The sequence below is a fragment of the Nonomuraea sp. NPDC049378 genome (assembly GCF_055586745.1).
Genome location: NZ_JBVJHP010000008.1, coordinates 361,316 through 384,624, shown reverse-complemented (window position 1 = coordinate 384,624; position 23,309 = coordinate 361,316). Strand labels below are relative to the sequence as shown.

Genomic DNA, 23,309 nt, shown 5'->3' with positions numbered 1-23,309 from the left:
CCGCCCGCGGGCTCTCAGATCCGCAGCCGCGGCCAGGTGACGGTGTCGCGCAGCAGCCTGCGGTCGTGGGTGGCCAGGACCACCGCGGCGGCCGTCACGGACAGCGCCTCGGTCAGCTCTTCGACCAGCGCCATGGACAGGTGGTTGGTCGGCTCGTCGAGCAGGACGACCTGGGGCCGCGCGGCCAGCAGGACGGCCAGGTCGAGCCGGCGTTGCTGGCCGACCGACAGCTCGTGCACCGGCCGGTGCGCGGCTTCGGACGGCAGCAGCCCCAGCTGCGTGAGCCCGACCTGGTCACCCTCGCGCAGCACGCCGGAGCTGACGAGCCGGCCGACCGCGGCCTCGTACACCTCGAAGGCCCGCCGCCGCGACGGCGGCGGTGACTCCTGGGCGAGCAGGCCGACGCGGGCGCCCCGCTTGCGCTGCACGGTCCCGGAGCCGGGCGCCAGCGTCTCGGCGAGCACGGCGAGCAGCGTCGACTTTCCCGCGCCGTTGGGCCCGGTCACCACGAGACGGTCACCGGCGCGCAGATGCACCGACAGGGGCGCCCGCAACCTTCCGGCCACCGTGACGTCGTCGGCCCGCAGCAGCGTGGCTCCCGGCGTCGCCTCCAGGCGCGGCATCTGGAAGCGCAGCGGCGGCTTCGGCACGTCGAGCACGTGCGACTCCAGCGCCTCCCGCCGCCGGTGTACGGCCCGCACCAGCGCGGGCGCCCGGGTGGCGCGCGTGTGCTTGCCGGTCCCCTTGTCGGGCCGCCATCCGGTGGACAGGCGGTTCTGGGCGGCGGACAGATCCTGCGCGAGCCTCTGGCGCTCGTTCTCCTGGTCGCGGTAGGCGAGCTCCCAGCGTTCGCGTTCCGCGCGGTGGCCCTCGCGGTAGCCGTCGTAGCCGCCACCGTACGTACGGGGCAGCCCGTCGCTGGTCGGGTCGAGGTCGAGCACCGAGGTGACGACGTCGGCCAGCAGCGCGCGGTCGTGGCTGACCAGCACGACCCCGCCCGGATGGGCGCGCAGCCGGGCGGTCAGGTGGTCGAGGCCGCTCGCGTCGAGATGGTTGGTCGGCTCGTCCAGGAGCAGCAGGTCGTGCCCGGCGCCCAGCAGGCCGGCGAGCCTGACCCGGTAACGCTGCCCGACGGACAGGCCCGCCAGCGGCCGGTCCCGGTCGCTGACGGCGCCGAGCGCGGCGAGCGAGACGTCGACGCGGCGGTCGGCGTCCCACGCGCCGAGGGACTCCGCGGCGGCGAGCGCGTCGGCGTAGTCCTGCTCGGCGCCAGGACGTTCCTCCTCCAGGGCGCGCGTCGCCGCGTCGAACGCGCGGAGCACGGCCCGCACCTGCGCGAGCTCGACGTCGATCAGGTCGCCGACCGTGCGGTCGTCGCCGATGGGCAGTTCCTGGTCGGCGACGCCGACGGTGCCGACCCGGCTGACCGAGCCGGAGTCGGGGGTCAGGGCGCCGGCGAGGACGTGCAGCAGGGTGGTCTTGCCGCGGCCGTTCTCGCCGACCACGCCCAGGCGGTCACCGGGAGAGACGGTGAGGTTGACGCCGGTCAGGACCGGCCTGCCACCGCGCGCGAGACGCACGTCGGTGGCGCTGAGATGGGCCCGCGCACGAGCCGGTAGGGACATGGCGGTGGACACGCTTCCTCCAAGGACCGGGCTCGCGCGCAGGCGGGCGCCCGGTGAGAGACGAGAGCTGACGACGGAGGGATCCGGCCGCGCCCGGGCCCGTCGATCAGGGCAGAACCGGGTCGGCAACGGCGGCCGGCGTCGTCGTCCTCAGAGGAAGAACAGATATTGCACGTGTCCACTATAACGGCCGTCGGCCCGGCGGGCGCAGCGGTATGTGAGCCGCCGGTTCAGCGGGCGCCGCCGCCTCACCTCACCCGGCGGACCGCTGGCCCGCCTCCCGCGCGACCTGCTCCAGCCGGCCGCGGTAGGCCTCCCACCACGCCCGGTCGCCCCGCGGCAGGTTGTCGTTGCCCTGCTGCATCCCGGCGGCACCGTCGATCAGCTCGCGGACGATGTCGGCGTGGCCGGCGTGCCGGTTGGTCTCGACGATCATGTGCGTGATGATCCGGTGCAGCGTCACCTTGCGACGCCCCTCCGCCCACCACGGCACCTCTCCGGCCGCGTCGAGCGCCAGCGCGTCGATCGTCGCGTCGGAGTGGGCCCACACCCGGTGATAGAGGCCCACGATGTCCTCGCGCGGCTCGTCCGCGCTCGCCCACATGTCGGCGTTGGGCTCGGCGTCCTCCGCCATCCACGGCAACGGCTCGGGGAACGGCCGGCCGAAGACGTCGCCGAGATAGCCCGCCTCCGTGCCGGCGACGTGCTTGACCAGCCCCAGCAGGTTGGTGCCGGTGGGCGTCAGCGGGCGGCGGACGTCGTGGTCGGACAGGCCGTCGAGCTTCCACAGCAGGGCCTCGCGGGCACGCTGCAGGTAGAAGCTCAGGTCCGACTTCAGTTCGAGATCAGTCATGCGTGCATCCTGGCAGCCGGCACCGGCAGCGCGCACACGTGTTCACCGCGGCTCGACGGCCGGCACCTTGTCCCAGTCGGGACGGTTGAAGTACGCGCGGGTCTCCCGGACGACGAGCCCGGAGAGCAGGAGCAGGCCGATGAGGTTGGGCAGCGCCATGAGACCGTTCATGATGTCGGAGAACGTCCACACGGTCTGCAGTTCCAGCACCGTGCCGACGAAGATCAGCATGATGAACACCAACCGGTACGGCACCACCGCTCCCCTGCCGAAGAGCCGGTCCATGCAGCGCTCGCCGTAATAGGCCCAGCCGAGCAGCGTGGAGAACGCGAAGAAGACCAGGCCGATCGTCACGACGATGCCTCCCCACTGGCCGGGCAGCCCGTGGCTGAAGGCCGAGGTGGTGAGCGGCGCGCCGGTCTCGCCGCTGCGCCATACGCCGGTGACGACGATGGCCAGGCCGGTCATGCTGACCACGATCAGCGTGTCGATGAACGTCTGGGTCATCGACACGAGCGCCTGCCGCACGGGCTCGTTCGTCTTGGCCGCCGCCGCGGCGATGCCGCCGGTGCCGAGACCCGACTCGTTCGAGAAGATGCCGCGGGCGACGCCGTACCGGATGGCCAGCAGGACGCCCGCGCCGGCGAACCCGCCGCCGGCCGCGGTGCCGGTGAACGCGTCGGCGAAGACGAGGGCCAGCGCCTCGGGCAGGTTGCCGAGGTTGGCGATGATGATCCACAGGGCGCCGAGGATGTAGAAGACGATCATCACGGGGACGAAGGCGCTGGTCACCGCGCCGATGCTCTTGATTCCGCCCAGGATGACGACCGCGGCGAGCACCGTGATGATCGCGCCGGTCAGCCACATGGGAACACCCCACTGCGAGTTGATCGCGTCGGCCACGCTGTTGGACTGCACCATGTTGCCGATGCCGAACGCCGCGAGCGCGCCGAAGACGGCGAACAGCACGCCCAGGATCGCGCCGAACTTCCCGCCCACCCCGTAGGTCAGGTAGAACATCGGGCCGCCGCTCTGCTCTCCCTTCGCGTCGGCACGACGGAAGCGCACGCCGAGGAACGCCTCGGAGTATTTCGTCGCCATGCCGAGCAGCCCGGTCACCCACATCCAGAACAGGGCGCCGGGGCCGCCGAGGTGGATGGCCGTGGCGACGCCCGCGATGTTGCCGACGCCCACGGTGGCCGCCAGGGCCGTCGACAGGGCCTGGTAGTGGGAGATGTCGCCCACGCCCTCGGCTTCCTTGCGCCGGATGAGCGCGAGCCACAGGGCGTAGAAGAGCTTGTGGAACTGCAGGCCGCGCAGCACGATCGTGAGGTAGAGGCCCGTCAGCAGGAGCAGGGGGATCAGCAGGAACGGCCCCCAGACGAAGTCCGAGATCGCGGACAGTAGGTCTTGCACCCCAAGCTCCTCACGCTCGCATGTGAAGGGCGTCCCGTTCCCTGTCACGGGAACAGCAACCTTCCCACCATGTTCACGCAGGTCAAGGGCTCGCAGCTCGCTGGACACGCCGGGCGGAGAGCCTGCGTGCCCTGGCGGTGGTCAGTGGACGGCGAGGCGCCGACGTCCGTGGAGGCCCTACAGGGAGGTCGCCGTCTCGTTGAGCTCGGCGAGCGTGATGAGCCCGTCGTCGAGGGCGCGGCCGACGAGCTCGCTCTTGGTGCGGGCGGCCCGCCCCACGTTGGCGTACTTCACCCGTACGCGTGCGATGTAGGTGTCGACGGTCTTGACGGTGATGTTGAGCTTCGCGGCGACGAGTTCCTTGGACGAGGCCACGAACCACGCCCGCAGCACCTCGGTCTCGCGCTGGGACAGGCGCGGCCGGCCGGGAGCGTCGTCGGCGATGAGCGCCCCGGACAGCGACGGCGCGGTGTAGGGCTCGCCCTTCGCGGCCGCCCGGATGGCGGGCAACAGGTGGTCGGGGCCCTCGCGCTTAGTCAGGTAGGCGAGCGCGCCGAGGTCGACGCACTTGATCGCGATCGCGTCGTCGACGTGCTGGGAGTACACGATCACGCGGCGGCCGTTGTCGACGAGCCTGCGCAGCTCGCCGAAGTCCGGCCTGCGCGGCACCAGCTCCAGATCGAAGATCACGACGTCGGCGTCGGCTCCGGGGCCGGTCCACACGTCGGCGAGCCGGTCGCCGGCGTCGACGAGCTCGATCGGCGGCACGGCCTGGGAACACCAGAAGCGCACGCCCGCGGCGATGGCCACGTGATCGTCGACGATCACCACGGTGATCAGCTCGCCGGCTGCGGGCTCGGCTGCCATCGGACCTCCATCCATACCGTGTTGTCGGCGTTCAACGTCTCGACGTGCACTCCCGGCGTCACCGGGTCCGGCAGATCCACCTCGCCGCTGTCCGCGACGACGCTCACCGACACCAGGTCCGCGCCGCCGACGACCGCGATCCTGGCCCGGGAGGAGGCGGTGGCGAGCACGCTCAGCACCGGCTCGGTGAGGTCACGCCGGACGGCCACGGGCGGCGTCGGCCACTGCCCCCGCGCGTCCAGCTCCACCACGACGCCCTTGCGGTCCGCGACGTCAGCGCAGTGCCGCAGCTCGTGCAGCAGGGGGTTGGCCACGGTGTCGGTCTCGGCGAACAGCCTGCGCATCCGGCCGGCCTCGATCGCGCAGCGCCGCTGGATCGCCGGGGCCTCGGGGCTGAGCGAGCCGTCGGCGAGCCCTTCCAGCAGCGGGACCGTGGTCGCCGACAGCTCGGCGAGCCGCTGCTGCCTGCGGCGGTGGGATTCCGCCGCGACCGCCTCGGCGACGCGTACCCGCTCGATCTCCCGCTGGGAGGCCGCCGAGGCCGCGCTCAGCGAGGCGAATACGGCCGCCACCACGGCCACGCACAGGGGGAGGCCGACCACGGTCACCGAGCCGGTGGCGAAGCGGGCCAGGTCTCCCCGGTTGGGGTCGACCGCGAGCAGGTGCACCAGGGCGGTCAGGTCGTGGGCGAGCAGGAACGCGACGGCGACCCGCAGCGGACGGTCGAGCAGCACGACGAGGCCCACCCAGGCGGCGGCGCCGAACATCCAGTCGGTGCCGGTGGAGGTTCGCCCCTCCGGGAGGGTCACGTACGACAGGACGGACGCGGCGAGCACGGCGGCGATGGCGGCCCGGCGCAGCCGTCCCCACGGTCGCCTCCGGACGAGCAGGACGGCCTCGCCGGCGAGCACGGCGGCGAGCACCGCGAAAGCGGCCAGCTGCGCGAGCGGCGAGGTGTAGTCGTCCAGGTGGCGCAGGAGGTTGGCCAGCCCCTGCCCGCACACCGTCACCAGGACGACGAGCAGCGTCGCGACCCGCAGGCCCCGCCGTAGCTGCGTCCGCGTCATCTCCTCGGCGGCGTCACCCATCGGCACGCCATTCCAGCCGGACGAGGGTACCCTCCCCCTCGGCGGAGGTGATCGTGGCCGTGCCGCCGATGCGGCTCATCCTGCCTCGTACGGACTCGCGCAGGCCGCGCCGGGTGGCGGGCACCTGCGATGGCGAGAATCCCCTGCCCTGGTCGGCGATGTCGAGCCGCAGCGACCGCGCGTCGCCGCTCAGCCGGACGGCCGCCCTGGTCGTGCCCGCGTGGCGGCGTACGTTGGTGAGTGACTCCCTGGCCGCGTCGGCGATCGCCCTGGCCACCTCGAACGGCAGCCGTAGCTCCGCCGGGGTGTCGAGGTCCACGGTCAGCTGCACGGAATCGAGGTCGTCGCTCAGCAGCTCGACGAGGTCGGCGTGCAGGGGGGCGCGCCCGTTGTCGGAGCGGAGCCTGTCGAGGTCGCGGCTCGCCTGCGGGGCCAGCCACTCCGCGTCCGAGCGCACCTGCCCGATGCCGACCATCAGCAGGGTCGTGGCCGCCGTGTCGTGCAGCGAGTTGCCGAGCTCGCGTTCCTCGGCCCTGACCGCCTCGGCCACCTGAGACTCGGCGCGTGCCCGTTCGGCCTCTGCGGCCATCCGGTCCGCGCGTTCCGCGGCGCGGTGGACGAGCACCCAGGCCGCTCTGGACAGCCCGGCGGCCGGTAGCGCCCACACCGTCCCCGTGACCAGCGTGTTGTCCACCTGGGCCGCTCCCGCCACCGTGAGGAAGGCCACCGCCCCGCCCGCTGTCGCCACCGCCGCGAGGCCTCCCACGAGCGGCGGGGCGTGCCACTGGCACGTCACGCAGGCGAACGTGATCAGCAGCCGCAGCCACCCGGTGTTACGGTCCTCGACGGCGTCGGTCAGGAAGATGCTCGTGTACAGGCCCAGCAGGACGACCACGTCGAGGGCGACCGCCGCGTGCCCGCGTCCCGCGCGTAACCACCATGCGTAGCCGCAGGTCCACGCCGCCGCGGCGGCGGCCGCCACCGCGGTGGCCGCGACGTTCTCGGGCGGGGCGCGGAACAGGGCGATGGCGACGATCGGCGCGATCGTGGCCAGGCGCACCGCGGCCGCGTAGCGGCGGCCGAAGTGCTCCAGCAGCCGCGCCGCCTCGCCAGCCAACCGTCACCTCGCATCGATCCTTCGCCGCCTGCGGGGGCCCGCCGGTGATCCGATGGGCGACGTGCGACCCACGCAGCCTAACGAGTCAGGCCGTTACTTGATCAACGCTGGTGTCCGGAACCCGTCACTTCCGGGGACACCGCCTGGCGAAGGGCGCCCTGGCGAACCGGTAGGCGATCTTGGCGGTCGTCAGCCGGCGGACGTGGGCGCCGTTCTTCGCCCGGCTGACGACGCGCCGTGCCAGCCACGGCGCCACGGTGTCGACCGGATCGGCCAGGATCGCGAAGATCTCAGAGGCGCGCCCCCGCGCCGCCTCCGAGTCGCCGCCGGAATCGCCGCCCAAGTCGTCGCCCGAGTAGCCGTACGTCAGCAGGTCGGTGACCACCATGCCCGGGCTGAGCAGGCCCGCCGTCACCCCGTCGGGAGCCTCCTTGGCCAGGGCCCTGGTCAGGTAGGTGACTGCGCGCTTGGAGGCGCCGTAGACGCCGAGGCCGGGCACGATGCGGCCGTCGCTGCCCAGGCCCTCCATGTTCCAGATGTGGCCGCCGCCCCGCGCCGCCATCCCCGCCGCCGCGACGGCGCACCCGTTCAGCACGCCGAGCAGGTTGACCTCCACCACCGTGCGCGCCTCGGGCTCGGGCAGCCGCCACAGCGGGAGGCGATGGTGGGGCACCCCGGCGTTGTTGACCCAGATGTCGACGCGGCCGAAGCGGCGTACGGCCTCGTCCCAGAGCGCCTGGACCTGGGGGCGGTCGGTGACGTCCGCCACGAGGGCGGGCACGCCGAGCTCGGCGGTGACCGCGGCGACGCCGGCCTGGGTGGTGCCGCACACCACCACCTGGTGGCCCTGCTCCAGCAGCGCGCGGGCCAGGCCGCGCCCGAGGCCGCGGGTGCCCCCGGTGATCACGATCTTCTTCATGCCCCGTGGTCCCCCCGGGCCGCCACGGTGGCCTCGATGCCGCGGGTGAGGAACCTGCCGATGGTCTCCCGCTCCTCCGGGCCGAACTCCTCGACCACGGCGGTGAGGTGGCGCCCCAGCGGGGCGAAGAACGTGCGCGCCAGCTCGACCGCGCGCTCGGTGATGACGACCTCGACCTTGCGGCCGTCGGTGGCGCTGCGCCGGCGTCCGGCATGGCCGGCCTGCTCCAGCCGGTCGATGAGGGCCGTGGTGGCGGGCGCGCTGAGGTTGAGCTTCGCGCCCAGCTCGCCGGGCGAGAGCGCATGACCGGCGTGGTGCGCGTCATGGATCTCCACCAGGGCGTTCAGGTCGGTGCGGTGCAGCCGGTGGGCCACGGCGAAGCCCTCGACGAATCGGTCGCTCTCCACGTTGAGCCGGCGAATCAGCACCATCACCTCGTAAGGGCTCACAACCCTCCCTATATATTTCGATGGTGGAAATACCTTACGGCACGAAGCACGCGCTGAGCACGGTGCGGCCGGGCACGGCGCTGGCGGCCGGGGTGGCGGCCAGCGCCGTGCTGACCGGCCTGATCTGGCTGTTCGGCCAGCGACTGCACGGCATCACGCTCCTGCCCGACCAGGGCGCCTCCTGGTACTACTGGAAACTGCCCGAGCCCACCGTGTGGACCAGGCTGTCGGCCTGGACGGGATACGCCGCCCACCAGATCGCGTTCTGGTGGATGATCTTCTACGCGCAGACCAGGGTGCGCCGCCACGCAGCCGGGCTGCACCCGGTCAACGTCGTCGCCCTGGCCGTCAACACCGGCTTCGTCGCCCTGCACACGCTGCAGACCCACCTCTTCTACGACGGCCTGGCCCAGGACGTGTCGATCTACAGCTCCCAGGGCTCCGTGGTGCTCCTCCTGGTCGTCGTCCTGCTCATGGAGAACCGCCGCCGCGGCCTGTTCCTCGGCAGGCCCGCGCCCCTCGGCCGGGAGGTCGTCGACTTCGCCCGCCGCTATCACGGCTACCTGTTCAGCTGGGCGGCGGTGTACACCTTCTGGTACCACCCGGCGGAGGCCACCAGCGGCCACCTGGTCGGCTTCTTCTACATGTTCCTCCTGCTGCTGCAGGGCAGCCTGTTCCTCACCCGCGCCCACACCAACCGCTGGTGGACGCTGACGCTGGAGCTGACGGTCGTGGTGCACGGCACCCTCGTGGCCGTCATGACCTCAGGCCCCGACGGGATGTGGCCGATGTTCCTGTTCGGCTTCCTCGGCGTCTTCCTGATCACCCAGATGCACGGGCTGGGGCTCTCGCGCGCCGTGCGCCTGCTGCTGGCCGCCTGCTACGCGGTCTCCCTCATGGTCGTGTACGCCCTGCGCGGCGACCTCCTCGGCGGCGCCGGCGAGGCGATCAGGATCCCGGCCATCGAGTACGTGCTCGTCGGCGTGCTGGCCCTGCTGCTCTGGGCGGGACTGCGCGTCGCCCGGCTCATCCGCGGCCCGGCGTCCCCGCGTCCGTAACGCCTCAGGCGGAGGCCAGGCGGAGGCGGGCCAGCTCAGTCGCGGCCTGGGCGGGGGTCACCCGCTGGAGTGCGGCCGTGTGCAGGAGGTCGGCGACGGTGTGCTCGATCGCCTCGACCCGCTTATGAGCCTCGTCGGCGCTCTCGTGGTGCAGCTCCACGGCGAGCGTGTTGATCACGCCGCCCGCGCTGACGACGTGGTCGGGCACCCACGCGATGCCGCGCCGGTGCAGCAGATCCGCCACGTGCTCCGTGGCGAGCTGGTTGTTGGCCGGTCCCGCGACGGCGGCGCAGCGCAGATCGGGTACGACGTCCGCGGTGAGCACGCCGCCGAGCGCCGCGGGAACGACGATGTCGACCTCCGCGGTGAGCGCCTCCTCGGGCGAGACCCAGGTGGCGCCGAGCGCGTCGCTCTCCTGCCGCCTGGCCGGGTCGATGTCGGCGACCACGAGCTCGGCCCCCTCGGCGGCGAGCAGGCGGGCCAGCCGCATGCCGACGCTGCCCAGTCCCACGACCGCCAGCCGCGCGCCCGTGAACGCCGCCGTGCCGTGCAGCCGCCGGCGCACGGCGCGCAGGGCCGCCAGCGTGCCGAGCGCGGTGGCCTCCGAGGAGCCGCCGCTGCCGCCGTGCCGTTCGGGTTTGCAGAACACGTACGGGGTCCGTTCCCCGATGACGGCCATGTCCTCGGGGGTCGTCCCGACGTCGGGGCCGGTCGCGTACGTGCCGGACAGGGACGTGATCGCGTCCGCGACGTCGTGCAGCACCATCCGGCGCGTCGCCGCGTCCAGGTCGGCGTCCGCGGGCAGGGCGACGACGGTCTTGCCGCCGCCGTTCGCCAGCCCGGCCACGGCGCACTTGGCGGTCATCGCGGCCGACAGTCGCAGCGCGTCGGCGAGCCCGTCACGCCAGTCGGCGTAGCGCCAGACGCGGCATCCGCCGACCGCCTGGCCGAGCTTCGTCGAGTGCACCGCGATGATCACCGGCAGGCCGGACCGGCTGCCGGAGCGGACCACGACGTGTTCGTGCTGGAAATCCGGCATGTGCTGCCCCTTCCGAATGGTTGGTCACCGCGATCAAGAATCGACCTTTTGTCACAGGACCGCCATATAGACCGAACGATCGGCTGGAGATCTGCCGATTCTCCGGCCAAGCGCGAGATTCCCGGCCGCGTGGGCCGCCGGCACCGACCGAATGGTCGTACGCGCCGACGTGCCACGCCGATCCGTCGCCGTCCGGATTCGGATCGTCTCGGAGGGTTATCTTCTCCATGGGGAAAGACCGCCTGCCCGATGAGCCCACGACCTGACTAGGAGCGTCATGCCGATCCTCGCCCGGCCCGCCGCCACCGCCTTCCTGCTGATCGTGGTCAGCGGCTGCGCCGCCACGCCCACCACGCCGGCGGCGCGCCTCCCCGCCTCACCCAGCGCACCCGCCGCGAGCCCGGAGGAGACGCCCGCCGGACTCCAGGCCGCCGACGGGCGCGAGCTGTCGTCGTGCGAGGACGCCGACTGCGAGGTCGAGATCCGGGCCGGCGACGAGCTCACCATCGACGGGCGGTTCGGGGTGCGGCAGCTGACCATCGGCGCCCTGCAGCCGGACGGAGCGCGGATCACGCTCAGGGGCTCGACGGGGAGGCTGAGCGTCCAGGGCATGCAGGCCAGCATCAGCAGCAACTGCGTCAACGGCCGCTGCCGCGACGAGGGCGACCTGGTGCTCTCCCCCGGCGAGACGGGCCGCGTCAACGACCTGCGGCTCGACCTCACCCACCTTTCCGGCGACCGCGCTGTCCTGCGCCTCACCCCCGGGTGACGGGGCCCCGCCGCCTGGGCTGATACGTCGAAACGCGTACGTCGGGAGGGCTTGGAGGCGGACGACGGGCGGGAGGCCCGGTTCGTAACCTGACCGGGTCCTGGACCTGACCAGGTCCGCGCCTCCGACCACCGAAGTGAGCCCGATGCGACAACGCCTCACCCCCGCCGTCCTCACCGTGTACGTCTGGATCGCCATGGTGGCGTTCGGCGGCATCGCCGTGGAGACGGTCGTCATCTATCCGAACGTCTTCCACGACGTGCCCGCCTCGCTCGCGGAGTCGATGGAGTTCTTCGTGGTGACCGGCCCCGCGGACTTCTTCCCGCCGATGGGCGCGGTGACCGTGGTCGCCTCGGTGGCCGCCCTGGCGCTGGCCTGGCCGGTGCGCGACACCCGGCTGTGGGCCGGCGGGAGCCTGCTGTCACTGCTGCTGGGCGAGTTCCTGTTCTCGGCGCTCTACTTCTGGCCGCGTAACGACATCATGTTCGAGGAGGGCGCCGCGGTCCATTCCGCGGAGGTGTTGCGGCAGACGGCGCTGGAGTTCGAGACCGGCCACTGGGGGCGGCTGGCGATGAGCGCGGTGACCGCCACCCTGGCCTTCACCGGCCTGTGGCGTCTGCACCGCGGCCGTGCCCTGGCCGCCGCCGCGCCCGTGGGAGGCTCGTCGTGACGGCCCGGCTCGGCATCACGGTCTGGGCCGTGTGGGGGCTCGCGCTGCTCGGCGTGCCACGCGTGGTCGCCCACGACCTGAAGCTCGTCGGCCCGGTGGGCAACGCGCTGCTGGTGTTCGTCCCGATCGCCGTCTGGGCGGCGGTGGTGCTCTGGAAGCGGGTGCCCAACCCGTTCGTGACGCTGCTCGCCGTGGGGGCCGCCTACGGTGTCCTGCTGGGTCTGGCCCATCAGCTATTTTGGGCACGAGCCTTCGGCGGCGACCCTCCCCACCTGGGCGGCAACCTCGCCGGCGCGCTCTCCCCCGCCGCGGAAGGGCTGGTGCTCCGGGCCTTCTCGCTGGGCAGCAGCCTGGTGACCGGGCTCACGGTCGGCGCGGCCGTCGGCGCGGCGGCCTGGCTGATCAGCAGGATCGTGCCGGGCTTCCGGCCCCGCCCACGACGATGACGGAGGAAGCGTGCGGGTCGAATCACCAGCCCGCCACGAGCCGGGCGTGCGGGTCGAATCACCGGCCCGCCGCGAGCCGGCGGTCGACCTCGGCCTGGCCATGCTGGTGCTCGTCGTGGTCGGCACCGCCATCACGGCCGACGTCGGCAGCGCGTCGGCCGGCCCTGGCCCGGCCGCGTACGCGTTCGGCGCGTCGTTCGCCGTCCTCATGTTCGCCCGCCGGCGCTGGCCGGTGGCGACGCTCCTGCTCACGGCCGCGGCGCTGATCGTCTACTACATGCTGTCCTACCCGCCGATCGGGCTGGCCGCACCGCTCGCCGCGGCGCTGTACTCCGCGGCGGAGCAGGGCAGGCCGCGCTGGTCCATCGGTACGGCCGTCGCCCTGCTCGTCGTCTCGACCGCACAGCGCATCCTGGAGGGCGACGACCTGGCCTACCTCCTCGGCTTCGAGACCACCACCTCCGCGGGCCTCATGGCCGCCGCGATCGCGCTGGGCGACGGCGTGCGGGCCCGGCGTGCCTGGCGCGCGGAACTGGCCCGGCAGGAGCACGCCGCCCGCCTGGAACGCGAGCGGGAGGCGGCACGGCGGGTGGAGCAGGAGCGTCTGCGCATCGCAAGGGATCTGCACGACCTGATGGCGCACACGGTGTCGGTGATCTCGCTGCACACGGACGTGGCGCGCGAGTCGCTGCGCGACGACCCCGACGTGGCCGAGCGCTCGCTGGCCGCGGCCAGGTCGGCGTGCAGCGACGTGGGCCGCGAGCTGCGGCTGACCCTGGGAGCGTTGCGCGCGGGCGATCCCGACGACGGCCCGGCACCGGGGCTGGACGCGCTCGGCACACTCGTGGCGACGGCCACCGCGGCGGGGCTCGACGTCGGCGTGCGGACCTCGGGCCGGCCCGAGCGGCTGCCCGCGATCTCGGACGCGACGGCCTACCGGGTGGTGCAGGAGTCGTTGAGCAACGTCCTGCGGCACGCCGGCGCCCGTACGGTCCGCATCGACCTGGACTACGGGACGGACGCCCTGCTGCTGCGCGTGAGCGACGACGGCCGCGGAGCCGCGGGCGCCGGGGGGCCGCCGGGGTGGGGGCTGACCGGGATGCGCGAGCGGCTGGCGCTGCTCGGCGGCGGCCTTCGGACGTCGTCGCCCGCCGAGGGAGGATTCGTGGTGGAGGCGAGTGTCCCGCTGGAGGACCGCGCATGATCCGGGTCGTGATCGTCGATGACCAGCACCTCGTCAGGGAAGGGCTGCGGCTGCTGCTCGAACGCGCCGACGACATCGTCGTGGCCGGCGACGCGAGCGGCGCCGACGCGGGTGTCGAGCTGGTGGCCAGGCTCCGCCCCGACGTGGTGCTCATGGACATCCGCATGCCCGGCCCCGACGGGCTGGACGCCACCCGGCGGATCATGGCCGTCCCGGCGCTCCGCGACGTCCACGTGATCGTGCTCACCACTTTCGACACCGACGAGAACATCCAGGAGGCGATCCGGGCCGGGGCCGCGGGCTTCCTGCTCAAGGACACCAGCCCCGAGCGGATGCGGGAGGCGGTGCGGATCGTGGCCAGTGGCGACGCGCTGCTGTCGCCCGCCGTCACCCGGCGCGTCATGCGGGCCGCCGCGACCGGTCCTCGCCCGTCGTCGCCTGAGCGGCTCGACCGCCTGACGGAACGCGAACGGGAGGTGCTGGCGGAGGTCGGCGCGGGCCGGAGCAATGCCGAGATCGGCGAGCGGCTGTTCATCAGCCCGGCGACCGCCCGCACTCACGTGGGCCGGCTGCTGACCAAGCTGGGCGCCCGTGACCGTTCCCAGCTCGTCGTCCTCGCGTACGAGACGGGTCTGCTCACTCCCGGCTCCGGGACGCCGCCTCCCGCCGATCCGCACGTCCGGTGAGGCCCGCGGGCCGTGCATGGGTAATAACCTAGGACGACGATGACCGGACCAGCGGCCGAATCCCACCCCGCCCCCCACCTCACCCCGCACCTCACCAAGGCGGACCACGCCTACCTGCGGGTCAAGGAGCTCATTCTCTCCGGCGAGCTGCCGCCCGCCTATGTCATCGCGCAGGCACGGCTGGCCGGCGACATCGGCATCAGCACCACTCCCCTGCGCGAGGCCCTGCGCCGCCTCAAGAGTGAAGGGCTGGTCGAGCTGGACGCCCACCGCGACGCCCGCGTCGCCCCGCTCGCCGCGGAAGAGGCACGCGACCTGCTGGAGCTGCGGCGTTCCCTCGACCCTCTCGCGGTCGCGCTGGCCGCGGAGCGCCGTACCAGGGCCGACATCGCCGCGATGCGCGCCGCCGGGCAAGGGCTCGAGCCGCTGCCCGGCAATCCCGCCTACGAGCACCTCGCCGCCCACCGCGCGTTCCACCGGGCCCTCTACTCGGCCTCGCACAACGACCTGCTCATCCAGACGCTCGACGGCCTGTGGGACAAATCAGACCGCTACCGCCGGCTGGCGCTGGAGGCCGGGCGCGACCAGGAGGCCCGCGACCGCTCGGCCGCCGAGCACGAGGCGCTGGTCGAGCTGGTGATCGCGAGTGGACGGGGAGGGCGCCGCCGCCGTCATGCGCCGGCACGTCGACACCAGCCTCGGCGCCCAGGCCGCCTGGCGGTTGCTCGGCGGCGACCGCCTACGTCGTCTGTCGCGGTCGGCCTTGCCGGATCGCACCGGACGGAACGGGTCGGATGACCACGAGGACCCCCGGTGAAGCCGCTGTAGCATGACGCCAAAGCCGACGGGTCCGGTGATACGGGGCCTGGGACGACGCTGAGGTGACAGTCGATGACGCCGCTGGACCAGCCACCCGAGATCCGCACCGAGCTCTACATCGACGGCGAGAGCCACGGCGCGGGCGACTCGCTGCAGGTGATCGACCCGGCCGACGGCACATCGGTCGTCGGCTACGCGGCCGCCGCCGACGCCAAGCAGGCCACGTCGGCGGTCGCCGCCGCCCACCGGGCTTTCCCCGCCTGGTCGGCCCGCACTCCGGAGGAGCGCGCGGCGGCGCTGATCGCCGCGCTGGCTCCGCTGGAGGCGGAACGCGCGGCGACGGCCGAGATCCTCACCCGCGAGAACGGCAAGATCCGGCTGGAGTCCCACATCGACTCCGTCGTCTTCGAGCACCGTTTCCGGCTGGCCGCAGGGCTGGCCGGCGAGGTCGGGCGGGTGACCACGCTTCCGGCGCCGCCGTACCGCACGGAGGTCTCCTACGTGCCGCTGGGCGTGGTGACGATCATCGTGCCGTTCAACTGGCCGCTGGCGATCCTGGCCGCCTCGCTGCCGCAGGCGCTGATCGCCGGCAACACCGTCGTGGTGAAGCCGCCGCCCACGACCCCGCTGGCGACCGTGCGCACGGTGGAGGTGGTGGCGCGCGCACTGCCGCCCGGCGTGCTCAACGTCGTCACCGGCGCGGACGCGCAGATCGGCGCGGCGCTGATCCAGGACGACCGGGTCAGGAAGGTCTGCTTCACCGGCAGCCCGGCCGGCGGCAAGCGCATCATGTCCATGGCCGCCGACTCGCTGACCCGGGTGGCGCTGGAGCTGGGCGGCAACGACCCGGCGATCGTGCTGGACGACGCCGATCTCGGCCCTGACGCGATGCACCGCCTGTTCGCGGGCACGTTCGACTCGACCGGGCAGATCTGCATGGCGATCAAGCGCCTTTACGTGCACCGGTCGCGCTACCACGAGGTCGTGGAGGGCCTGTCCGGGCTGCTCGCCGCGACCCGGCTGGGCCACGGCCTGGACGAGCGGGTGACCATGGGGCCCCTGCACAGCGGGCGGCAGCTGGCGTACGTGCGGGAGCTCCTCGGCCAGGCCCGCTCGTCGGGGGCCGAGGTGCGCGAGTTCGGCGCGCCCGCCGAGGGCGCCGACCTGTCCAGGGGCAACTTCCTGTGCCCGTCGCTGGTGCTCGACCCCGCCGACGACACGCGGGTGGTGACCGAGGAGCAGTTCGGCCCGACCTTGCCGATCCTGCCGTTCGACGACGAGGACGACGCCGTGGCCCGCGCGAACGACACCTGGTCGGGGTTGTGCTCCTCGGTGTGGACGGACGATCCCGGCCGTGCCGCCGCCCTGGCCGCGCGGCTGCGGACCGGTTACACGTTCGTCAACGCGCACGGAGCCGGGAGCCTGGACGAGCGGGCGCCGTTCGGCGGCTTCAACCACAGCGGCATGGGCCGGGAGATGGGCATCGAGGGGATCCGCGAATTCATGGACACCCATTCCATCGGTTTCCCCGCCTGACCTAACTTCACCGAAGTTTTAATCAGGAAAGCCGCCTTGTCGGCCGTTCCACGTTTTCCTACTCCCTCCTGGGCTACGACAGCAGTGCCTGGCATGTCGGCTTCGTGACGGCAGGAAGACGAGTGATATGACGGCGATGGACGGGCCTGTCAGCGACGCGTTGCTGAAGATGGGGCGGCATCTCCGGTCCGGGGCGGTCTCGCCGGATCTGCGCACCCTGCACCAGGTGGGCGGGCGCCAGGGTGACGCGTTCTACCGCGACCGCTGGAGCCACGACAAGGTGGTGCGCTCGACCCACGGCGTGAACTGCACGGGCTCGTGCTCGTGGAAGGTCTACGTCAAGGACGGGATCATCACCTGGGAGGCGCAGGAGACCGACTACCCGAGCGTCGGCGGCGACCGGCCCGAGTACGAGCCGCGCGGTTGCCCGCGCGGCGCCGCCTTCTCCTGGTACACCTACTCGCCCACCCGGGTGCGATACCCCTACGCGCGCGGCGTCCTGGTGGAGATGTACCGCGAGGCGCGGGCCAGGCTCGGCGACCCGGTCGAGGCGTGGGCGGAGATCACCACGGATCCCGCCAGGCGGGAGCGCTACCAGTCGGCGCGCGGCAAGGGCGGGCTGGTCAGGATCGGCTGGGACGAGGCCGTCGAGATCGTCGCAGCGGCCCACGTGCACACGATCAGGGAGTACGGCCCCGACCGCGTCGCGGGTTTCTCCCCGATCCCCGCCATGTCGATGGCCTCGCACGCGGCCGGCGCCCGGTTCGTCTCGCTGATCGGCGGCGCGATGTTGTCGTTCTACGACTGGTACGCCGACCTGCCGGTGGCCTCGCCCCAGGTGTTCGGCGACCAGACCGACGTGCCCGAGTCGGCCGACTGGTGGGACGCCTCCTACCTGCTGGTGTGGGGCTCCAACGTGCCCGTCACCCGCACCCCCGACGCGCACTACATGACCGAGGCACGTTACCGGGGCCAGAAGGTCGTCATCGTCAGTCCCGACTTCAGCGACGCCGCCAAGTTCGGCGACGAGTGGCTGGCCCCCCGTCCCGGCACCGACGGGGCGCTGGCCATGGCGATGGGCCACGTGATCCTCAAGGAGTTCTTCGCCGACCGCGAGACCCCTGCCTTCACCGGCTACGCCAAACGCTTCACCGACCTGCCGTTCCTGGTGCGGCTGCGCGAGCACGACAGCGGCGGGTACGTGCCCGACAAGTTCCTCACCGACGCCGACCTGCGCGAGGGCGAGGGCGACGCGTTCAAGACGGTGCTCATCGACGCGCGCACGAGCGAGCCGGTGGTGCCCAACGGCTCGCTCGGCTTCCGCTACCGCCCCGACGGCGAGGGCCGGTGGAACCTGGACCTCGGCGCGGTCGACCCGGCGCTCACGCTGCTCGGCGGGCAGGCGGTGAAGGTCGCCCTGCCCCGCTTCGACCTGCCGGGCGGCGTGCTGCACCGGGGCGTGCCGGTCATGGAGGTGGGCGGGCACCTGGTCACGACCGTGTTCGACCTGCTCATGGCGCAGTACGGGGTGCCGCGCGACCTTCCGGGCGAGTGGCCGCGAGGCTACGACGACGCGGCGCAGCCGTACACGCCGGCCTGGCAGGAGGGCATCACCGGCGTGCCGGCGGCGAGGGCGGCCCGGATCGCCCGCGAGTTCGCCACGAACGCGGAGGAGTCCGGCGGCCGGTCGATGATCATCATGGGGGCGGGAGCGAACCACTGGTTCCACGCCGACCAGATCTACCGCTCCTTCCTCGCGCTGACCACGCTGACCGGCTGCCAGGGCGTCAACGGCGGCGGCTGGGCCCACTACGTCGGCCAGGAGAAGGCCCGGCCGATCACCGGGTGGGCGCATCTCGCGTCGGCCCTGGACTGGTCGCGCCCGCCCCGGCACATGATCAGTACGGCGTACTGGTATCTGCACACCGACCAGTGGCGCTACGACACCTACAGCGCCGACACCGTCGCGTCGCCGCTGGGCCGGGGCGCGTTCGCCGGGAGGTCCACCGCCGACCTGATGTCGGCCTCGGCCCGCATGGGGTGGATGCCGTCGTATCCGACCTTCGACCGCAACCCGCTCGACCTGGCCGACGAGGTGGCGGCGTCGGGGCAGGAGCCGGGCGCGTACGTCGCGGGCCGGGCCGCCTCCGGCGAGCTGGGCTTCGCCTGCGAGGACCCGGACGCGCCCGCCAACTGGCCGCGCGTGCTGACCGTGTGGCGGGCCAACCTGCTGGGCTCGTCGGCCAAGGGCGACGAGTATTTCCTGCGGCACCTGCTGGGCGCCGACGCGTCGCTGCGGGCCGTCGAGGCCGCGCCCGAGCAGCGGCCCGACGAGGTGACCTGGCGGCCGGAGGCGCCGCGCGGCAAGCTCGACCTGCTGCTGTCGCTGGACTTCCGGATGACGTCCACGACGTTGTTCTCCGACATCGTGCTCCCCGCCGCCACCTGGTACGAGAAGCACGACCTGTCCTCGACCGACATGCACCCGTTCGTGCACGCCTTCAGCCCGGCCATCGACCCGCCCTGGCAGACGCGTACCGACTTCGCCGCCTTCCACGCCATCGCCAAGGCGTTCAGCACCCTGGCCGCCACCCACCTCGGGGTGCGCCGCGACCTGGTGGCGGCGCCGCTGCTGCACGACACCCCCGACGAGTACGCCACCCCGCACGGCCGCGTGGACGACTGGCGGCGCGCCGGGACCATCCCTGAACCGGGCAGGAACTTCCCGAAGATCACGATCGTGGAGCGCGACTACGCGGCCGTCGCCGACAAGATGGCCGCGCTCGGCCCGCTGCTGGACACCCTCGGCGCCACCACCAAGGGGCTGACGTTCCAGGTGGGCGAGGAGGTGGAGCGACTGCGCCGCAGGAACGGCGCCGTGCGCGGCGGCGTGGCGGCCGGGCGGCCGTCGCTGGCCCGCGACATCGACCTGTGCGAGGCGATCCTGGGGTTGTCGGGCACCACGAACGGGCGCCTGGCCGCGCAGGGGTTCGCCACGCTGGCCCGCCGCACGGGCACGTCCTTCGACGGGCTGGCCGACGAGCACAAGCAGATCACGTTCGCCGACACGCAGGCCAGGCCGGTGGCAGTGACGACGTCGCCGGAGTGGTCGGGCATCGAGACCGGCGGCCGCCGCTACTCGGCCTTCACCATCAACGTCGAGCACCGCAAACCCTGGCACACGCTCACCGGCCGCCAGCACTTCTACCTCGACCACGACTGGATCCACGAGGCCGGCGAAGCCCTGCCGGCCTACCGGCCGCCGCTCGACATGACCGCGATGTTCGGCGAGCCCGGCGTGGGAGAGAGCGGCGAGAACGGCATCGCCGTGCGCTATCTCACGCCGCACTCCAAGTGGTCGATCCACTCCGAATACCAGGACAACCTGCTCATGCTGACGCTGTCGCGGGGCGGGCCGAACATCTGGATGAGCCCGGCCGACGCGGCGAAGGCGGGCATCGCCGACAACGACTGGGTGGAGGCGGTCAACCGCAACGGCGTCGTCGTGGCCCGCGCGGTCGTCTCGCACCGGATGCCCGAAGGGACGGTGTACATGTACCACGCCCAGGAGCGCGTGGTGGACGTGCCCAAGAGCCAGACGTCCGGCCGGCGCGGCGGCATCCACAACTCCCTGACCCGGCTCCTCATCAAACCCACCCACCTGATCGGCGGCTACGCGCAGCTGAGCTTCGCCTTCAACTACCTGGGGCCGACCGGCAACCAGCGCGACGAGGTCACCGTGATCCGCCGCCGCAGCCAGGAGGTCGATTACTGATGCGCGTCATGGCGCAGCTGGCCATGGTGATGAACCTGGACAAGTGCATCGGCTGCCACACCTGCTCGGTCACCTGCAAGCAGGCCTGGACCAACCGCTCGGGCACCGAGTACGTCTGGTTCAACAACGTCGAGACCCGCCCCGGCCAGGGCTACCCCCGCACCTACCAGGACCAGGACCGGTGGAAGGGCGGCTGGGAACTCAACCGGCGCGGCCGGCTGAAACTCAAGGCGGGCGGCCGGCTCAGGAAGCTCCTCTCCATCTTCGCCAACCCGCTGATGCCCTCCATCCAGGACTACTACGAGCCCTGGACCTACGACTACGACCAGCTGTTCTCCGCGCCCATGCAGGACGACACCCCGGTGGCGCGGCCCCGCTCGCTCATCACCGGCCGGCCCACCAAGATCAGCTGGAGCGCGAACTGGGACGACGACCTGGCCGGCGGCCCCGAGCTGGCGCCCGCCGACCCGGTGCTGCGCAAGGTGTCGGACCAGGTGAAGCTGGACTTCGAGCGGGCGTTCATGTTCTACCTGCCGCGCATCTGCGAGCACTGCCTCAACCCCTCCTGCGTGGCGTCCTGCCCGTCGGGGGCGATGTACAAGCGCTCAGAAGACGGCATCGTGCTGGTCGACCAGGACCGCTGCCGGGGGTGGCGGATGTGCGTGACCGGCTGCCCGTACAAGAAGGTGTACTTCAACCACCGCACCGGCAAGGCCGAGAAGTGCACGTTCTGCTTCCCGCGCGTCGAGGTGGGCATCCCCACGGTCTGCTCGGAGACGTGCGTCGGGCGGCTGCGCTACATCGGGCTCGTCCTGTACGACGTCGACCGGGTGGCCGCGGCGGCCTCCGTTCCGGACGAGAAGGACCTGTACCAGGCGCAGAAAGGTGTCCTGCTCGACCCCCACGACCCCGAGGTGATCGAGGCGGCCCGCAGGTCGGGCATCCCCGATGACTGGCTGGACGCCGCCCGCGCGTCCCCGATCCACAAGCTGATCTTCGACTACGGGGTGGCGCTGCCGCTGCATCCCGAATACCGCACGATGCCGATGGTCTGGTACATCCCGCCGCTGTCGCCCGTCGTGGACGTGCTCTCCGAGTCCGGGCACGACGGCGAGGACGCCGGCAACCTGTTCGGCGCCATCGAGGCGCTGCGCATCCCGATCGGCTACCTGGCCGAGCTGTTCACCGCCGGCGACCCAGAACCGGTGCGCGTGGTGCTGCGCCGCCTGGCCGCGATGCGCTCGTACATGCGCCGGCTCAACCTGGGCCAGGACCCCGACGAGTCGATCGCCGCGGCCGTCGGCATGGACGGCCCGCGCATCGAGGACATGCACCGGCTGCTGGCCCTGGCCCCCTACGACGAGCGGTACGTCATCCCGAAGGCGCACGCCGAGCAGGGCGCCCGGCTGGAGGAGACGGCCACCGGCTGCAGCCTCGACTACGAGGGCGGCCCCGGCATGGCCGGCCCGTTCGGCGAGGCGTCGGGGCGGCCGTCGCCGATCGCGGTGGAGAGCTTCCACGCCCTGCGCGAGCGGCAGGCAGGCGACGAACTCGACGAGGCCGACGAGCTGCGCGGCCGGGTCAACCTGCTCAACTGGGACGGCAAAGGCACGCCCGACGGGCTGTTCCCCAGGAGGAAGAAGTGAACGACGGCGACCTGCGCAGTGCCCACATGGTGGCCTCGGTGCTGCTGGGCTACCCCGACGAGCGGCTCTACGGTTCCCGGCAGGTGCTGGTCGAGGCGGTGGCCGCGCTGCCCTCGGGGGAGGTCCGCGACCGCCTGTCGGCCTTCCTCGGACACGCCGCCGGCACTCCTCAGGCGGACCTGGCCGCCCACTACGTGGCGACCTTCGACCTGAAACGGCGCTGCTGCCCGTACCTCACCTACTACGCCTACGGCGACACCCGCAAACGCGGCGCCGCACTGCTGCGCTTCAAGCACGCGCTGCACACCGCGGGCTTCGAGCTCGCCGACGGCGAGCTGCCCGACCACCTGGCCGTGGTGTGCGAGCTGTCGGCACGCGGCGCCGTCCGCCCAGCCCGGCGGCTGATGACCGAGCACCGCGCCGGCATGGAAGTGCTGCGCGCGGCGCTGGAGGACGAGCGCTCACCGTACGCCGGCGTCGTCGCCGCCGTCCTGGCCACCCTGCCCCCGGCCCGCGCCCGCGAACGGGAAGCCGCGCTGCGGCTGGCGGAAGAGGGGCCACCCGCCGAGGCCGTCGGCCTGGAACCCTACGCGACCATGGAGGCCGGCCGATGAGCATCCTGCTCTGGGTGGTCCTGCCGTACGTGGCGCTCACCGTGTTCGTGCTCGGCCACGTGTGGCGCTACCGCTACGACAAGTTCGGCTGGACCACCCGCTCCTCCCAGATGTACGAGTCACGGCTGCTGCGCGTCGGCAGCCCGCTGTTCCACTTCGGCATCCTCGTCGTCGCGCTGGGCCACATCGGCGGCCTCGTCATCCCCAAGAGCTGGACCGAAGCGGTGGGCATCAGCGAAGGGCTCTACCACCTGCTCGCCGTCGTCCTCGGCACGATCGCGGGCGTGGCGACGGTGGGCGGCATGGCGATCCTGATCTACCGGCGCCGTACCGTGGGCCCGGTCTTCATGGCCACCACCCGCAACGACAAGCTGATGTACGCCGTCCTCGCCCTCACGATCGCCCTCGGCCTGGCCGCGACGGTCGTGGCCAACGTCGTCGGCGGCGGCTACGACTACCGCACCACCGTCTCTCCCTGGTTCCGGTCGATCTTTTACTTCCGTCCGGAACCGGCGCTGATGGCGAGCGCGCCCCCGCTGTTCCAGCTGCACGCGCTCAGCGCGCTCGTGTTGTTCGCCATCTGGCCCTTCACCCGGCTGGTGCACATGCTGACCGCTCCCGTCGGCTACCTCACCAGGCCCTACATCGTCTACCGCAGCAGGGACGAGACGCGGCCGGCCACCCGGCGCGGCTGGGAACCCTCCCGCTAGGTC

21 protein-coding genes are annotated in these 23,309 nt (G+C 72.4%); 12 read left to right on the top strand and 9 right to left on the bottom strand.

Annotated elements, in window-relative coordinates:
• Positions 1–14: 14 nt before the first annotated feature.
• The 8 genes from ACZ6SA_RS20065 to ACZ6SA_RS20030 form a co-directional block, all read right to left on the bottom strand.
• A complete protein-coding gene (locus ACZ6SA_RS20065; RefSeq protein ID WP_465829532.1) occupies positions 15–1,625 on the bottom strand; it encodes an ABC-F family ATP-binding cassette domain-containing protein in 1,611 nt (536 codons plus the stop codon).
• A gap of 253 nt (positions 1,626–1,878) precedes the next feature.
• Positions 1,879–2,478, bottom strand: coding sequence for a DinB family protein (locus ACZ6SA_RS20060; protein ID WP_465829481.1), 600 nt, complete (start codon positions 2,476–2,478; stop codon positions 1,879–1,881).
• A 42-nt stretch (positions 2,479–2,520) separates the two neighbouring features.
• A complete protein-coding gene (locus ACZ6SA_RS20055; protein WP_347647736.1) occupies positions 2,521–3,894 on the bottom strand; it encodes an alanine/glycine:cation symporter family protein in 1,374 nt (457 codons plus the stop codon).
• Positions 3,895–4,071: 177 nt separating this feature from the next.
• Positions 4,072–4,761, bottom strand: a complete 690-nt coding sequence (locus ACZ6SA_RS20050; protein WP_347647737.1) for a response regulator transcription factor — start codon at positions 4,759–4,761, stop codon at positions 4,072–4,074.
• Positions 4,731–5,849, bottom strand: coding sequence for a hypothetical protein (locus ACZ6SA_RS20045; RefSeq protein ID WP_347647738.1), 1,119 nt, complete (start codon positions 5,847–5,849; stop codon positions 4,731–4,733). The genes ACZ6SA_RS20050 and ACZ6SA_RS20045 overlap by 31 nt, the downstream gene beginning before the upstream one ends.
• Positions 5,842–6,966 (bottom strand): sensor histidine kinase, encoded by a 1,125-nt coding sequence (locus tag ACZ6SA_RS20040; protein WP_347647739.1) that lies wholly within the window; start codon positions 6,964–6,966, stop codon positions 5,842–5,844. The genes ACZ6SA_RS20045 and ACZ6SA_RS20040 overlap by 8 nt, the downstream gene beginning before the upstream one ends.
• A 124-nt stretch (positions 6,967–7,090) precedes the next feature.
• The gene (locus ACZ6SA_RS20035) at positions 7,091–7,885 is read right to left on the bottom strand and encodes an SDR family oxidoreductase (protein ID WP_465829477.1); all 795 of its coding nucleotides are present in this window, start codon (positions 7,883–7,885) and stop codon (positions 7,091–7,093) included.
• Entirely contained in the window at positions 7,882–8,334 is a 453-nt protein-coding gene (locus tag ACZ6SA_RS20030) for a MarR family winged helix-turn-helix transcriptional regulator (protein WP_347647741.1), read from the bottom strand. The genes ACZ6SA_RS20035 and ACZ6SA_RS20030 overlap by 4 nt, the downstream gene beginning before the upstream one ends.
• Positions 8,335–8,357: 23 nt before the next feature.
• On the opposite strand from ACZ6SA_RS20030, the gene ACZ6SA_RS20025 reads away from it, so the two are divergent.
• Entirely contained in the window at positions 8,358–9,392 is a 1,035-nt protein-coding gene (locus tag ACZ6SA_RS20025) for a hypothetical protein (protein WP_465829474.1), read from the top strand.
• Positions 9,393–9,396: 4 nt separating this feature from the next.
• Here the strand turns inward: ACZ6SA_RS20025 and ACZ6SA_RS20020 are convergent, their stop codons facing one another.
• Positions 9,397–10,431 (bottom strand): Glu/Leu/Phe/Val family dehydrogenase, encoded by a 1,035-nt coding sequence (locus ACZ6SA_RS20020; RefSeq protein WP_443153470.1) that lies wholly within the window; start codon positions 10,429–10,431, stop codon positions 9,397–9,399.
• 277 nt (positions 10,432–10,708) lie between these two features.
• On the opposite strand from ACZ6SA_RS20020, the gene ACZ6SA_RS20015 reads away from it, so the two are divergent.
• From ACZ6SA_RS20015 to narI, 11 genes are all read left to right on the top strand, one after another.
• Positions 10,709–11,200 carry a hypothetical protein gene (locus tag ACZ6SA_RS20015; RefSeq protein WP_465829472.1) on the top strand — a complete coding sequence of 164 codons (492 nt, stop codon included), beginning with the start codon at positions 10,709–10,711 and terminating at the stop codon, positions 11,198–11,200.
• A 145-nt stretch (positions 11,201–11,345) separates the two neighbouring features.
• Entirely contained in the window at positions 11,346–11,870 is a 525-nt protein-coding gene (locus ACZ6SA_RS20010) for a hypothetical protein (protein ID WP_465829470.1), read from the top strand.
• Positions 11,867–12,316, top strand: coding sequence for a hypothetical protein (locus ACZ6SA_RS20005; protein ID WP_465829468.1), 450 nt, complete (start codon positions 11,867–11,869; stop codon positions 12,314–12,316). The genes ACZ6SA_RS20010 and ACZ6SA_RS20005 overlap by 4 nt, the downstream gene beginning before the upstream one ends.
• A 10-nt stretch (positions 12,317–12,326) precedes the next feature.
• Positions 12,327–13,520 (top strand): sensor histidine kinase, encoded by a 1,194-nt coding sequence (locus ACZ6SA_RS20000; RefSeq protein ID WP_465829466.1) that lies wholly within the window; start codon positions 12,327–12,329, stop codon positions 13,518–13,520.
• A complete protein-coding gene (locus ACZ6SA_RS19995; RefSeq protein WP_347647748.1) occupies positions 13,517–14,206 on the top strand; it encodes a response regulator transcription factor in 690 nt (229 codons plus the stop codon). Before ACZ6SA_RS20000 ends, ACZ6SA_RS19995 begins: the two co-directional genes overlap by 4 nt.
• Positions 14,207–14,245: 39 nt before the next feature.
• Positions 14,246–15,004, top strand: coding sequence for a GntR family transcriptional regulator (locus ACZ6SA_RS19990; RefSeq protein WP_465829463.1), 759 nt, complete (start codon positions 14,246–14,248; stop codon positions 15,002–15,004).
• A gap of 93 nt (positions 15,005–15,097) precedes the next feature.
• Positions 15,098–16,561, top strand: coding sequence for an aldehyde dehydrogenase family protein (locus ACZ6SA_RS19985; RefSeq protein ID WP_465829461.1), 1,464 nt, complete (start codon positions 15,098–15,100; stop codon positions 16,559–16,561).
• A 127-nt stretch (positions 16,562–16,688) separates the two neighbouring features.
• Positions 16,689–20,336 (top strand): nitrate reductase subunit alpha, encoded by a 3,648-nt coding sequence (locus tag ACZ6SA_RS19980; protein WP_465829459.1) that lies wholly within the window; start codon positions 16,689–16,691, stop codon positions 20,334–20,336.
• Positions 20,336–21,982, top strand: a complete 1,647-nt coding sequence (gene narH / locus ACZ6SA_RS19975; protein WP_465829457.1) for a nitrate reductase subunit beta — start codon at positions 20,336–20,338, stop codon at positions 21,980–21,982. The genes ACZ6SA_RS19980 and narH overlap by 1 nt, the downstream gene beginning before the upstream one ends.
• On the top strand, positions 21,979–22,596 hold the full coding sequence (narJ, locus tag ACZ6SA_RS19970) for a nitrate reductase molybdenum cofactor assembly chaperone (RefSeq protein WP_347647753.1): 618 nt from the start codon (positions 21,979–21,981) through the stop codon (positions 22,594–22,596). Before narH ends, narJ begins: the two co-directional genes overlap by 4 nt.
• Positions 22,593–23,306 carry a respiratory nitrate reductase subunit gamma gene (gene narI, locus ACZ6SA_RS19965; RefSeq protein ID WP_347647754.1) on the top strand — a complete coding sequence of 238 codons (714 nt, stop codon included), beginning with the start codon at positions 22,593–22,595 and terminating at the stop codon, positions 23,304–23,306. Before narJ ends, narI begins: the two co-directional genes overlap by 4 nt.
• Positions 23,307–23,309: the final 3 nt, after the last annotated feature.